This is a genomic window from Paenibacillus sp. FSL M7-0802 (assembly GCF_038004945.1).
Classification (GTDB): domain Bacteria; phylum Bacillota; class Bacilli; order Paenibacillales; family Paenibacillaceae; genus Paenibacillus; species Paenibacillus polymyxa_B.
The window spans coordinates 4,993,532-5,009,419 of sequence record NZ_JBBOSD010000001.1 but is presented as its reverse complement, the minus strand read 5'-3'; the positions used below and the strand labels follow the sequence as shown (position 1 = coordinate 5,009,419).

Annotated in this window: 2 protein-coding genes (1 of these 2 running past the window's edge); both read right to left on the bottom strand. The window is 47.3% G+C overall.

Translation table 11 applies throughout. The annotated features are described in order from the left end of the window. On the bottom strand, positions 1-4,766 hold the 5' end (the start) of the coding sequence (locus tag MHB54_RS23005; RefSeq protein ID WP_340982036.1) for an SDR family NAD(P)-dependent oxidoreductase. The gene continues 14,923 nt to the left of window position 1, outside the view; only the first 4,766 of its 19,689 coding nucleotides appear in the window; the start codon lies at positions 4,764-4,766; its stop codon lies beyond the left edge, outside the window. Further along, entirely contained in the window at positions 4,750-15,888 is an 11,139-nt protein-coding gene (locus MHB54_RS23000; protein ID WP_340982035.1) for an amino acid adenylation domain-containing protein, read from the bottom strand. The genes MHB54_RS23005 and MHB54_RS23000 overlap by 17 nt, the downstream gene beginning before the upstream one ends.

Genomic DNA, 15,888 nt, shown 5'->3' with positions numbered 1-15,888 from the left:
TCCAGCTTAGGCGCAGTTGCCTGGATAGCATGGACATCGGGCTGTGAAACGGCTTTTGCCAGGTAGGCCTCAATTTTCTCAGGTTCTCCTTCCATGACCATCACCTGCTTCTTGCCAGAGGCCAAGCTTTGGTACAACGCCCTCATTCCCGACCAGGTCTGCATGGCTGTAATACCCATGTTTTGCGTCATGATCTGTTCCGTGTCCGCATCGATCCGCATTCCGCCCTCTTTCCATAGCGGCCAGCGGATGGATAACGTCTGTCCCCGCCGTTGCGTGGCCCCTACCAGGGCATTCCGGTATTCGGCGTATGCGTCCATAAAGGCATTGGCGGTCGCATAGTCAGCCTGTCCCGGATTGCCTATGCTGCCCGATATGGAAGAAAAGAGCACAAAGAAGTCCAGGTTCTGGCCACTGCTTGCCTCATCCAGATGGACCAGTCCGCTTACCTTCGGTCCCAGCACCTCCATAAATTCTTCACTAGTTTTTTTAATGATAAAATTATCGTGAGTCACCCCTGCGCAGTGGATGATCCCATGGACACGTCCAAATTCCTGCTGAATGCTGTCCAATAAATCGATAACGGTGTTTCTATGGGTGATATCCGCTTGCCTGTACACCACGCTGGCGCCTGAAGACTCCAGCTCCTGTAGCCTCGTCTGCTTGTCTCGGTCCAGCGGCGACCGCCCCGTCAAAATGAAGGTCGCTGCTTGCGTCTGCCGGGCAATCTCTTCTGCAACCAGCAGTCCCAGACTGCCGGAGCCTCCAGTGATCAGATAGACCCCACCATCTCTCCATGGAAGCCCCTCTTCTTGCCCAGATGTTTCGAGCCTGCTCCAGCAAGCGATTGTCCGTTGTCCGTTCTCATAGCGAATCCAGCTATTCATCGGGCTACGGCTGTTGTCCTCCAGCTTCGCCATGATGCCTTCCGCCTGTTCTCCCTGATCCACTTCGATCAGCTGCCCGATGAATTTCGGGTTTTCCAGCCGGGCTGTCTTCAACAGTCCCGAAAGTCCCGAAAAGAGCCGTCCTTCCCCGGCGTTCCGCACCACAATTTGGACCAGCACCCTCCCCTCAGGCTTGTCTTTGAGTATGGTTTGAATGCTCTCAAAGGCCTGAATAGCATAGGCCTGGAACCGTTCATCAACCCGGCTCTTCCCGGATTGAAAGGCAAGCACCTGCACAGCTCCGTTCAAACTCGCTTCGAGGCGCTCGTGCAAAGCTTCGTCTGGCTCACAAAGCAAGACCATTCGCCGATCATAGGCAGGGACTTCGGCTTCCAGCGGTATCTCCTGCTTTTTCCATGTAGGCTCAAATAGCAGTGTACGGCTACTCGTAACGGCAGGCGCTTCCGCAGCTCTGGCGACCGTAAATTTTGGTTCACGCTCTGCCGCTCTGCCGCCTGTAATTTTGTCCTCACTCCTAGGCGCCCAATACTGCTCTTTTGCAAAAGGATAAGTTGGCAACGGAATCCTAGAGTACTGTTCATTTGAAAATAAACACTCAAAGTCTAACGAATATCCCTGAACATACAAATCTGCAATCGTAGTCAAAAGCTCCAAATACTCGCGGGTATCGCTTGCGTTTTGACAATTGTAAATACATTCATCCCCGTATCTTTTCAAAGATGTTTGTATGCGTTGATCTTTTTCATGCAGTTCAGAATGATAAACTTGAGAAGCACTGCCTTTTTCCAGCCACTTTTTAAGGGACATGGCAAGCTCGCCTTGATTACGGGCAACACAGGCAAGCCGATGATTACAGTGCTTTCTCCCAAGCAATAATGTATAACTCATATTACCGCAATCCGCCTTAGGCTCCTGTTCGCAATAGGCAAGCAGTTGCTCTACCTGCTGGCGCAATTGTTTTGAAGTCCGTGCCGACAGCGGAATGAAATAACCAGGCTTTTCGGAATGTGTCCGTTCCGTCTCTGGAGCCTCCTCTATGACCATATGAGCATTCGTACCGCTGGCACCAAAGGAGCTGACCGCAGCACAGCGTCTGGCTCCGGGCTCAACCTCCCAGTCCTGCAGATGCGTATTGACATAAAAAGGACTATCCGCAAACTGAATATTTGAATTGCCCGACCGGAAATGAAGTGTAGGAGGAATTTGCTTATTCTTTAATGACAATAAAAGTTTGATCATTCCCGTAATTCCTGCCGCAATTTGCGTATGGCCAATATTCGTCTTAATGGACCCTATGGCGCAATATTCCTTCTTGTCGGTATACTTTCTAAAGGTTCGAGTCAGTGCCTGATATTCAATGGGATCTCCCAATTTGGTGCCAGTTCCATGTGCTTCCACCATCTGGATTTGCTCTGGGTGGATATGAAATGTATCATATACATTTTGCTCGAGTCGCTCCTGAGATTTCTGGCTTGGCGCAGTAAGTCCATTCGTGGTGCCGTCCTGGTTGATCGCTGAGCCTGAAATCACTCCATAGATGTGGTCTCCATCAGCAACAGCTTCATGAAGACGCTTGAGCACAATCGCGCCAAGCGCCTCTCCCGGAACCATTCCATCTGCCCTGTCATCAAAGGTATAGCAGCGTCCCGAGCGAGACAGCATCCCTGCCCTGTCACCATACAAATAGCAGCGGGGGGTCGTATGAATATAGACACCACCCGCTAAAGCCATATCCGTTTCTCCGGTCCATAAGCTTTGGCAAGCCAGATGAACTGCAACTAACGAACTGGAACAAGCTGTATCTACAGCTATTGCTGGTCCGTGAAGATTCAAGTAGTAGGAAATTCTAGCGGGAATCACGGAACCCATATGACCCCAAAGCGCTTGTGGAGGCAGGTCTTCACCCAGCAATTGTTGGTAATCTCCCTCGGCACAACCCACATACACTCCACAGCGGCGACCCTCCATCCCTGTACCTGCATAGCCAGCATCCTCCAGAGCATGCCACGCTTCCTCCAGAAACAATCGCTGCTGCGGATCCATATAGGTCGCTTCCAGTCCCGAGATATTGAAAAAAAGCGGATCAAACTTATCAATATCCCCCAAAAAACTGCCGTGATTGCAATAGCTTGCATGTTTTTCCTGGTATTTCGAAAGATCCCACCGGGTTACCTCTTCCACTAAATCGTCACCGTTCTTAAGGTGATTCCAAAGCTCATGTACATTATCTGATCCAGCAAACCGCCCGCTCATTCCAATAATCGCAATGGGCTCCCTTGGTGTTAAAGCTCTCTCTTTATCCTTCTTATTGGGTCTCTCCTGCTCAAAGGATATACTTGCCGTTTCAACAGGATGAATCGTATAATCCGTGTCTTTAAGTTTTTGGATGTCGCGACTTGCATCTTCCATGTTGTCTATTGGATTAGCGCTCTGGTCCAAGACTTGTGAAACTTTATCTCCATATTGGCTTAAAATGTATAGCGTCAGTTGTTTTACCGAACTGTAATCGAAGATGTCGGTGGTTTGCAAATGAATCCCCAGCCCCTGATTGACAGCCTGCACAAAGTTGACGCCAAGAATGGAGTCCAGGCCATAATCTGCGAAAGACTCATGAATATCAATCATAGTAAAGTCCACATTCAAAGCCTCTACCAGCTTCCCTACGATAAGCTCCTGGACATACTCTTCAGCCATCTCGCTTGTTACATCAATATCTGATCGAATTCCTTCGTCACGCTGTTTCATTTGAGATTTGTCGTGTTCAGGCTCCTGTTTGTTCCGAATCAGACCATCGCTTTCCGCCACAATAATTTGTTGACCTATATCATGCGCTTCCTGAGCAGGGAAGAAAACGGACCGGAAACCTTCCATTTCCAATACCTTTCGCCAACTTTCGGGATATAGCCCGGGAGAGCCTGGAATGCGCAGCTCCGGATCATTATAAAGCCACCATCCCTCTAAAAGGCCAAAGGATAGATGGTTTAACAGAGAGTTACCGCTGATTTCATTTATAAGAATCAGACCGTTTTCTCGCAGCACCGCTTTGACATTGCGTAACGTTTGGCGAATGTTCCGGGTGGCGTGCAATACATTGGTGGCAATCACAATATCATATCCACCTGTATCAATATCTTGTCCCTGAGCCGACTCTTCCACATTAAAAATCTGATAAGTCAGGTAAGGATTTTTCGGACCGTACTCTTTTTGTGCATGTAATAAAAATGCTCTGGATTTGTCGGTATAGCAATATTCTTGAATATGCTCCCGATAAGGTTCGAGCTTCTGGAAGACCAAAGCGCTAGTACCTCCAGTGCCTGCGCCAATTTCAATGATTCGAATCGGTACCGACGGGTTATGCTTAATCCGCTCATTCAGATAGGAAACTACGATATCTCCCAGCACTTCATTAAAGTAATCCGCTGCAGGACTGTTCTTATATATACCTTCTACCAGTTTCATAGAGGAATTAGGAAAAATGATATCGGTGGCTGGTATTTTCCCGGTTAAAATTTCCGGCAGCTTGCGCAAGGTTGATTCTACCAAAAATACCCAGGCTGAGAGATCCGGATTTTTCAGCCATGCCCCTTTCTTCCATTCCCACTCCTTCCATACAGCCTGCAGATCGACCGAAGCGGTACCCGCTACGCTATATGACTCTCCATTGCAATACAAATACTGATTCCGTACCAAAATCTCTATGCTTTCTTCAAGCCAACGATCGTATAAATTCAGTAAGGCGGTTTTTGTTTTAAAATCTGCGATCATAGCTTTCTTTTCCATTTGCGCATATGGACATAATCCCATCAAGCGCAAATGGCTCCATAACAGCCTGCATAAGATATCATTCATTTCCTTCATCTGTAAGCCTCCATTCCCGTTCAGCCCCTCGTGTCGCTCCGTCCTGTTCCGAGTAAGCTTTGCTGTCGACTGTAGTCGAGGACATTGTCTCGTATGCAGCCGCTAGGTAAGAAAGATCTGGCATCTTCTTTATTTTTACACTGGCAGAAATATGACTCTGGATGTTTTGGATATACGAAGGAATAGCTTTGGCATTTGAAGCATCGATGTCTTCCTTATTCATTTCCGAAACATTTGCCATTTTGGCAAGTGTCTTTTGGGCAATGAACGAATCTGTTGGCTTTACAGCATCTGCAGATTCAATGGAAGCCAATTTAGTTTTAATATCCGTGATCCAGTACCGCTCTCTCGCAAAAGGATAGGCCGGCAGGCTGATTCGCCGCGGCTTGGCATCCCCATAAAGCATGTTCCAATCCATTGCCAGTCCCTTGACCCAGAGATCAACAACCTTCGAATATTTTCTTTTCCCTATCCAGGCAGCAATCATTTTCTCCATGTCTTCATCTTCTATCAGCGCCGTCAGCGCCTCCTTATTCCGTTTGACCTGGCCCCGGTACAACTCAGGGATTCCGTCCCGTCCTTCCAGGAATCCTTCCAGCTTGTCCACCAGCTCCTGCATAGACCCTGCAATCACTGCCAGCCGCTCTTCCATGGCCTCGCGTCCCACCTGCAGCGTGTATGCCACATCGGCCAGACTGCTTTCGCTGAGCTGTCCTTCCCGCATAACAGCTAGCAATCTTTCGGCCTGCTTTTTCAGTCGTTCTTCATTTTTGGCCGACAATACGATGATCGCAGGCTTTTGAGCCGTAACGCTCATTGGCATCTTCTCTTCTGCGATATACTCTTCGATGATGACATGTGCATTGGAGCCTCCCGCTCCAAACGATGAAATCCCAGCAATCCTCGGGTATTCCCGCGTCTCTCCATCGATCTCAACCACCGGCCGCTTCCATTCTCCCAGCTCCTGCTGGACGACGAACGGCGTCTGACCGAAATGGATGTTCGGATTCAATTCTTGGGCATGCAGGCTGGGAACCAGCGTCCGGTTTTTCATCTGCAAGATGATTTTCCCAACCCCGGCGATGCCCGCTGCCGCCTCCAGATGTCCGATGTTGGACTTCACAGAGCCTATGGCGCAGAATCCCGTATCCGGCGTATCCTTCCTGAATGCCTGGGTCAGACCCGTCACTTCTATCGGGTCTCCCAGCTCCGTGCCTGTCCCGTGAGCTTCAATATAGCTGACCGTCCGCGCATGTACCCCCGCTCGCTCCAGTGCCGCCCGGATGAGTTCCCCCTGGGCTGTCGGGTTCGGCACCGTATAGCCGTTGGTCTTGCCTCCATGGTTGATGCTTGTCCCCCGGATCACCGCATGGATGAGGTCCCCATCAGCGATCGCCTTGGACAGCGGCTTTAATAGGACGACCCCCGCGCCTTCTCCAGGGACAAATCCATTGCCTCCTTTGCCGAAGCTCTTGCACTGCCCGTCTGCTGACAGCATGTGGTTGGCGCAAAGTCCTACATAGCTGAGCGGATGGAGATACAGATTTACTCCGCCTGCAATAGCCATTTCGCATTCTCCGCGGTACAGATGCTCACAGGCTTCATGAATCGCAGTCAACGAGGACGAACACATCGTATCGATCGGCATGCTTGGCCCTTGCAAATTAAAGAGGTACGAAATCCTATTCGCTACCGAACTAAAGGATATTTGGGGAAATATTTGCGCTCCCTTCTTCCATAATTCCGGCCCATAGAGTTCGTAGCCCGTCTTAGTAATTCCGGCAAATACGCCTACCTGGCGGTTATGCCGCACCGCAAGCTGCTCCCGAGTATAGCCCGCGTCCTCCAGTGCTTCCCAGCAGGCTTCAATGAACAGCCTTTCCTGCGGGTCCATACCGAGTGCTTCCCGTGGCGAAATATTGAAAAACAGCGGATCGAATTCTGCAAATCCTTCGATAAAGCTCCCCCATTTGCTGTAGCTTTTTGCATTCACCACCGCTTCCTGTGGATCAGGATGGAAGAATCCTTCCATCGTCCAGCGCTCACGCGGGATTTCGGTGACACAGTCCTTCCCTGCTTTTAGATTTTCCCAATATTCGTTCATGTCCCTGGACCAGGGATACTTTCCAGCCATCCCAATGATCGCTATTGGTTCACGCATTTCCGCAGGAGCAGACCCGGCCAAGCTTCGGACAGGCTTCGCTGCCGTTTTTGCCGCAGATGACACGGCTTCTTCTTCGACATACAGCGGTGCCGCAAGTGTTTCCTCCACAGGCTGCATGTCATGGCTCATCCCGGCCCACTGCATACACTCCTGTGGGTATTCCGCCACAAAATATTCCGTCAAAGCACGCAAGGTTTGGTACTCATAAAACAGCGTCTGGGACAGTTCTCCAAAGAAGCCCGCCAGCTTGGCATTGAGCTGGGTAATCATGATCGAGTCGATTCCATAGGTTTCCAGCGGTTCATGGGTTTCAATGCTGCTGACGCTCAGCCGGGTCACCTCTCCAAACAGCACCTTGAGACAATGCAAGGTTTTGTCGTAGAGCAAGCCTGCATCCAGCATAGGTACGCTTGCCTGGTTAGGTACAGCTGCCTGGATGGCACGGATACCAGCCTGTGAGAAGGCTTTCGTCAGGTAGGTCTCGATCTTCTCGGGCTCCCCTTCCATGACCATCACCTGCTCCTTGCCGGAGGCCAAGCTTTGGTACAACGCCCTCATTCCCGACCAGGTCTGCATGGCTGTAATGCCCATGTTTTGCGTCATGATCTGTTCCGAATCCGCATCGATCCGCATTCCGCCCTCTTTCCATAACGGCCAGCGGATGGATAACGTCTGTCCCTGCCGTTGCTTGGCCCCTACCAGTGCGTTCCGGTATTCGGCGTATGCATCCATAAAGGCATTAGCGGTCGCATAATCAGCCTGTCCCGGATTGCCCAGGCTACCCGATATGGAAGAAAAGAGCACAAAGAAGTCCAGGTTCTGGCCACTGCTTGCCTCATCCAGATGGACCAGTCCGCTCACCTTCGGTCCCAGCACTTCTATAAATTCTTCCCTTGTTTTCTTGATGATGAAGTTATCTTGAATCACCCCTGCACAGTGGATGATCCCATGGACACGCCCATATTCCTGCTCGATGCTGTTCAGTAAATCGATAACCGTCTTCCTATCGGTGATATCGCCTTGCCTGTACACCACGCTGGCCCCTGAAGCCTCCAGCTCCTGCAGCCTCGTCTGCTTGTCTTGATCCAGCGGCGACCGCCCCGTCAAAATGAAGGTCGCTGCTCGCGTCTGCCGGGAAATCTCTTCTGTAATCAGTAGCCCCAGACTGCCGGAGCCGCCGGTGATCAGATAGACCCCACCATCTCTCCATAGAAGCTCCTCTTTTTGCCCAGATGTTTCGAGCCTGCTCCAAAAAGCGGTTTTCCGTTGACCTTCCTCATAGCGAATCCAGCCATCCATCGGGCTTCGACTGTTGTCCTCCAGCTTCGCCAGGATACCTTCCGCCTGTTCTCCCTGATCCACTTCGATCAGCTGCCCGATGAATTTCGGGTTTTCCAGACGGGCTGTCTTCAACAGTCCCGAAAGTCCCGAAAAGAGCCGTCCTTCCCCGGCGTTCCGCACCACAATTTGGACCAATACTCTTCCCTTCGGCTTGTCTTTGAGCATACTTTGGATGCTCTCAAAGGCCTGAACAGCATAGGCCTGGAACCGCTCATCGACCCGGCCTTTTCCGGATTGAAAGGCAAGCACCTGCGCAGCTCCATTCAAGCTCGCTTCGAGTCGCTCGTGCAAAGCTTCTTCCGGCTCACAAAGCAAGACCATTCGCCAATCATAGTCAGGGGCTTCGGCTTCCAGTGGTACGTCCTGCTCCTTCCAGGCAGGCTCAAATAGCAGTGTACGGCTAATCGCAGGCGCATCCACTGTTTCGGTTCTTACTGCTCCGGCCTCAACCTCAGGAGCCCAACAGCGCTCCTGAGCAAAAGGATACGTAGGTAGACTTATTCTTTTCGGTATGACATTGGAATATAGCAATCGCCAATCTATATAGAAGCCTTTGGTCCACAACTCTGCCAGCTTGTTCATTTCACGATTTGCAATCCATTTGCTCATTAATTCCTTGAAAACTTCTTCCTGTTCAAATAATTGCACTGAATCTTTTGACTGATTGTTTTCTCCCCTCCAGCAATTCTCGATAGATTCTTGTTCATTCGTGAACGATTGGAGCTTTTGTACCAGCTCGCTCGTATTCTTTACGATAAAAGCTGCCCGGTTTTTCATTGCCATTCGTCCTGTCTGAAGCGTAAAGGATACATCCGACAAATTAATGTCTTCAGAAGCTATCAAAAAATCTGAAAGCTCTTGTGCATACACTTTAAGACGATGATGATGCCTTGCAGATAATGGAATCAGATAGACAGCTTCTTTGTTCACAGAACTATCTTTAAATCGTTCTGATTCAGCATTGACTACAAATTGTTCGAAAATGGCATGAGCGTTAGTTCCGCCTATTCCAAAGGAGCTTAACGCCGCCCGATGAGGAGCCGACGCATTCTCCCATTTTTGGAGACTATCAACAACATAAAAGGGTGAATCAGGAAAATTGATATCAGAATTCGGTTTTTCGTAATTAAGTGAAGGAGGAATCTCATTATGGTATAAGCTTAAAGCAACTTTAATGCACCCCGCCAAACCTGCTGCAGTATCCAGATGCCCGATATTGGTTTTGACCGATCCAATACCGCAAAATTGTTTTTTGGTTGTATACTGCCTGTACGTTTCATTTAAGGCGGCAAATTCAACAGGATCGCCCAATTTGGTTCCAGTTCCATGCGTCTCGATATAACTGATGGATTCGGGATGAATTCGGGTTGATTCTATCGTCTTCTGAATAACCTCAGCCTGACCTTTGACACTTGGGGCATAAAACCCTAATTTGTCGGTTCCATCGTTGTTCACACCTACTCCCCGTAAAAGCGCATAAATATGGTCACCGTCTCTAATGGCATCTGGCGCTTTCTTCAGTAGAACAACCCCAACCCCTTCTCCGCCAATCATTCCATCTGCCGACTCGTCAAAGGCTTTAATATGTCCGTCACTGGAAAAATTCAAGCCGGGTTGATGCACATAGCCTAAACTGGTGAAAGGAAAGATCGTGGATGCTCCGACTAAAGCGTATTTGGCTTCACCGGATAACAGGCTTTGCGAAGCCAGACGCAATCCGACTAATGAGGAAGAGCAGTTCGAGTGCACAAACAGACTCGGACCTTTAAATCCCAATTTATGAGAGATCATGGTAGGAATTGTCCCACCCTGTGCTAAAATCCAGGTTACATATTCATCCGCGTTCTTCAGGACATTAGGTGATTGCGACGCCAAATTTGGGATAAATGCTTGATAGAAACTGCTGCTTGCCGACATATACACACTGGTTTCAGGAATTTCTTTGCTAATATAGCCAGCATCCTCAACGGCTTTCCATGAATGCTGCAACAGCAATTTCATTTGAGGATCCATAAACTCTGCATTTTTCTGTGATAAGCTGAAAAACTCAGGGTCGAAATACTCTTTTCCTTCAATCGTGCATCGTCCGGGAACATAGCCTCGATTCCCGACGATTTCTTTTTCCAGCCCTAATCCAACCAATTCTTCCTCGGAAAAGAAGCGGACACTCTCCACCCCTGCCCTCAAATTGCTCCAAAACTCGGCATGGTTTTTGGCCCCTGGAAAATGACATGAAATCCCTATAATTGCGAGACTATCCTCAAAGTAATCTGGGTAGGGTGGCTTGAGGTCATCTTCGCCTGAAACCATTTTCGGTAAGGCTGTATTTTCAGCTGTATCTGTTTGTTCCGGTGTATGTGATTGTTCCGTTTGAGAATCAACATTCTCGCTTCTTGTTTCTGTAATGTAGGCACTGAGTTCCTTAACTGTCGGATACTTGAACAATGCTGTCACCGAAATATCGCATTCCAACAATTCCTTGACCCTTCCGATCATCTCTGCTGCTGAAAAAGAATTCCCGCCTACGTCAAAGAAAGCATCATCTGTACTTAGATCATCAACATTCAGAAGTTTTTTCCACACCACTAGAACCTGATGTTCAACATCCGATTGTGGTAAATGGATCTTTCTTGTTGTTGCTAACTCGATCCTGCGATTCATTAATTCTTTTCGATCTATTTTCCCATTAGGGGTCAAAGGCAGCTTATCTAGCTCTATAAAAAATGCTGGTATCATATAAAAAGGCAAGAAAGTTTTTAAATAGTTTCGCACTTCCTTCGGATCGAGAGGAGGCTTACCGGACTCGGAATTGTTCAGCAAACAGTAGGCAACAAGCTGCTTATTTCCCTCCTGTTCCTTGGCAATCACGACACAATCATCGATTCCTGGATATGTTCTGACCTGACCTTCAACTTCACTCAGCTCGATCCGAAACCCGCGAATTTTCACTTGATAATCCATCCGTCCCACATACTCAATAGAGCCGTCCGAAAGCCACCTGCATAAATCTCCAGTTCTGTAGAGCTTGGTTTCCGGATTGAATGGGTTGTCTATGAACTTTTCAGCCGTAAGCTCTGGCTGGTTCCAATAGCCTCTGGCCAATCCGCTGCCCGAAATAAAAAGCTCTCCCGGAAGACCGACAGGCACAGGTCTAAGATGTTTGTCCAAAATGTAAATCTGGGTGTTTGCGATAGGCTTACCGATCGAAATAGGCTTATCTGCGTCGATCTTTTGAATTGTAGACCAAATTGTGGTTTCAGTCGGACCGAACATATTCCATGCGTCACAGCTGTTATGAACAAAATAAGATTTCAACGTTTCCGAAAGGGCTTCCCCTCCGCAGAGAACTTTCATGTTCTCTTCGTTCTTCCAGCCGGCTTGAAAGAGCAGAGTCCAAGTCACAGGAGTAGCTTGCATGATTGTCGGTTTTATTCTTTGAATTTCCCGCTTAAGTCTTTCGGCATCCTTTATGTTTTTGGAGCTGCAAATATAGCATTGAGCCCCCTTAATCAAAGGCAGATATAATTCCAGTCCCGCTATATCAAAGCAATACGTTGTCACCGCAAGTAGTTTGTCCTGCTCTGTTAAACCGGGCTGCTCTCCCATGGAAATAAGAAAGTTGGTCAACGCTTTATGTGAAATCATGACCCCCTTGGGTTTCCCTGTACTTCCAGAGGTATATATCACATATGCCAAATGGTGAGGTTGCACTTCCCGTTTGATTGTCTTTCTACCCTTCACATCACTTTTCAGATGATCCCAGTCTTTATCAAGGACAATACAGCTAACGTTGTTCCCTTCCAAGCGTGATACTTTCTCCAACAACCCCGATTGCGTAATAACCAGTGAAACATTGGAATCCTGAAGCATATACTCCAATCGGTCCTCCGGATATTCCGGATCGAGCGGTACGTAGGCTCCACCGGCCATCAGGATTCCTAACAGCCCAATCACCATATCTAAAGAACGTTCCATGCAAATCCCCACAAGAGTATCAGGAGTTACCCCATGTTTCTGCAAATATAAGGCCAGTAAAGTGCTCTTTTCTTTTAGTTCCCCATAGGTAAGCGATTCCTTTTCATATACAACTGCAATAGCTTCAGGTGTTTTTCTTGCCTGTTTTGCGAATAATTCAGGGAAGCACTTATCAGGATAACTTGTTCCGGTAGCATTCCAGTCATTAAGGATGATGTCCTTTTCCTCTGGTAAGAGTAAGGAATGCTCCTCCAAGGGCCAAGCGGGATTCTCCATAAGTGCTTCCGCTAATTCTATATAACGCTCTGCCATCTGTATGATGGTTGAATGATCGAACAAATTGGAGCGATATTTAATATTTAATATCATTTCCTCTTCCTGCTCTTGCAGTTCCAATACCAACTCGTATTCGCCTTCCTGGTGAATTTCTTCAACCAATTCGACGAAAAAGATATCTTTATATGGCTTGCAAAGCTGCTGAAAGCTTGAAGTTGGAAGGAAGTTTTGATAAGAAAAGGCTGCTTGGAAAACAGGTGAGCTCGTCTGCTTCCGCGGCACATTCAATTCTCGGACCAGAGCCGGAAAAGGATACGAGGCATGATCCATTCCATCGACTACTGTCAGCTGCAATTTTTTCATAAAATCCAGGAATGTCTCTGTTTCCGATATCTGACTCCGGATTGGAAGCATATTGACAAAATAGCCGATTAAATTATCAAAACGCTGCTCCGGGCGCACCATAACTGGCATTCCAACAATGATATCTTCCTGTCCCGAATACTGGTTAAGCAATACCGTATACATACCTAACAAGACTGTAGACAAGCTCGTATATTGCGCTTGGGCAAAAGACTTTACCCGTTTGACCCATTTAAGCGGAAGCGGCTTGGAATATGTTTGTGCTTCCATGCTTTGAGCCGGAAAAACAGAGCGGTCATATGGCAGCTCCAGGGTCGGTAAAGCACCTGACAGCTGTTGTGTCCAGTAGGAACGATACTTCTCCCCTTCTGCACTCGCTAACATCGTTTGCTCCCATTTAACAAAATCGCCGTAGCTCGCTGCGGGTGGAAACACTGTCGATGTCTTTCCCTGTACCACGTTTTTATAGGCATCTAAAAAGCTTTGTGTAAACATGCCGAAAGAACTTCCATCAAAAATAATATGGTGGATGACAACCAGTATGAAATGTTCCTGTTCAGATCTGGACATAACATAAATACGCATCAAAGGATCCTGTTCCAGCACGAATGGTTGCTTCGCTTTATCCCTAATAAATGGAATAATCTCATCTGCTTCCAAGGCTGAAATATCCTCCACTTGCACATGAAGCGGCTGCGTGGGCTGCAGCTTTTGATAAGGTATCCCATTTTCCTCTTCAATCACACTTTTTAAAATAGGATACTGTTCTAAAACGATGTGAAAAGCCCGTTTAATGCTCTCAATCTCAATCTTCGTATTAAACCGGAGGCATATTGGTATATTGTAAGCATTCATCTCAGGGGACATTTTATGTAATAGCCACAACCCTTTCTGAACTTCAGAAAGCGGATTCCTTCGGAAACTGAGCGAATTTTTCTCAGTATTGACCTGTACAGTGGATTTATCTTCTTCCACCTTTTGGGCTAAATATGCCGATAATAGTTGAATCGTCGGGTTCTCTAAAATTTCTCTTGCTTTGACCTTGATCGGATAGGACTTCTCAAGGCCGCGTATAAGCTTCATGACAAGAATAGAATCGATGCCATAACCATGAAGATTTGTATTCAAATTCATTTCCTCGTGCTTGAGATTCAGTTCCCAACACAAAAATTGCACTATATACTCCTGAATCTTCGATTGAACCAATGAAACGGCATTTATGGTACTGTCATGGTTTTCTGCGGCGGTTTCTTCCATATTCGAATGTGATAGTGAGAACGCACTCCGATATTGATAAAGTGCTTGAAGCTCTTGTTTGATATAAGCATTGCGGCAGATCTTTCTTTGAATTTTCCCACTTCCAGTTTTGGGTATACTTCCCTTAAGCAGCAAATAGATATCGTAAATTTCAAGTTGATGCGTATTGGATACGGCATTCAGTATGTTTTCGACCAGACGTTTATATTCCTGCTCATGAAGAGGCGCTTCAATTTCCTGTACGACGATTACTTTTTCCTGACCATTGATTTCAGAGGAAAATACAGCGATGGGCAAGGTCAACTCTGGCATATTTTTTTGGATGGTCCATTCAATATCGACGGGATGATGGTTTTTGCCGCGAATAATGATGACTTCCTTCTCTCTACCGATGACATAGATATGATTATCCGCAATAAAGCCAAGGTCCCCGGAACGAAAAAAGCCGCCTTCTTTTGTATCTGAAAGGGCTACCTCAAAAGTGCTATTCGTTTCTTCCTTCCTGTTTAAATATCCCTCTGCCATCCGTGCGGATTTAATCCAAATCTCGCCGACTTCCTCCGGTAAGCATTGTGTATGCCTTTCAGGATGAACAATTCGTATTTGCGTCGGATCTTCAATCTCCCCACAGCTCACTACGGACTTCGATTTATTCTTTTCATCCGTGTATTGGACTCTTCGTTGCTCCAAGCTAGGGATATCCAAGTTAAGGAATCTCATCGACTGACCTGGTTTTATACTGGCGACAGGGCACAGCTCCGATAAGCCAAGGAGGGGACAAAATATATCCTCTTGTAGCCCTAATTCCCGGAATTTATGGATGAAGTTCTCGTAAGTTTCCTTCCGGATGGGCTCACCTGCACATATAATCGCTTGGAGATGGCGAAGTGAATATTGCTTAATTGAAGCTATGTCCAGTGTGGAGCAGCAATAATCGAACGCAAAATTTGGCGCTGCCGTATGGGTAGCCTGATACTTGTCAATCATATGAATCCAATTTTCCGGATTTTTAGCGAAGCTTTCTGGCGGGAGAATAATGCTCGACGCCCCGTTTAAAAGTGGGACTAAAATATTGTTATGCAGTCCAAAAGCATGAAATTGCGGCGTCCAGGAAACGACACGACTATTCCGGTCAATTCTCCATTGCTCGGCCTTGGCCTGATTCATCACACAGCTGTGACTGAGGATTACGCCTTTTGGCAAGGATGTCGAGCCCGATGTATACATCAAAAGAGCAGTATCCTGCGGCGCTGGCATTCTCATCTCTATCTCAACGTCAACGGTGTCTTCTTGAAAGATTTCATCAATATTCAGGATACGGATTGAATTAAACTCCCTCCGTGTTTGGAGAAATGCTTTGAAGTCCGTATTGGTTATGATACATACGGCTTGGGAATCCCTATAGATAGGCATCATCTTCTCAAAGATTTTTTCATCCGGCTCCGAATCTGTAATAGGTGTAGGTATGGCCACGATATTTGCATAAAAACATGCCAGCATGCTGCTGATATATTCCAGACCCTGAGGAAATACAAGAAGTGCCCGTTCCTGCTCAGCCAGTTCTTTCAATAGGATATTGCCCAAAGCCTGTATTTGATGTAGAAGCGTATTTCCGGAAAGAATTTGAGGACTCTGGCCTTCTTTCTCAAACGTAAATAACTCTTTTTCAGGAAATTTCCGGCAAGTTTCAATAAAAGAAGCGATCGGAATATCAAGGTTCCATGTTTGGTCATGTTTTCGCATCAT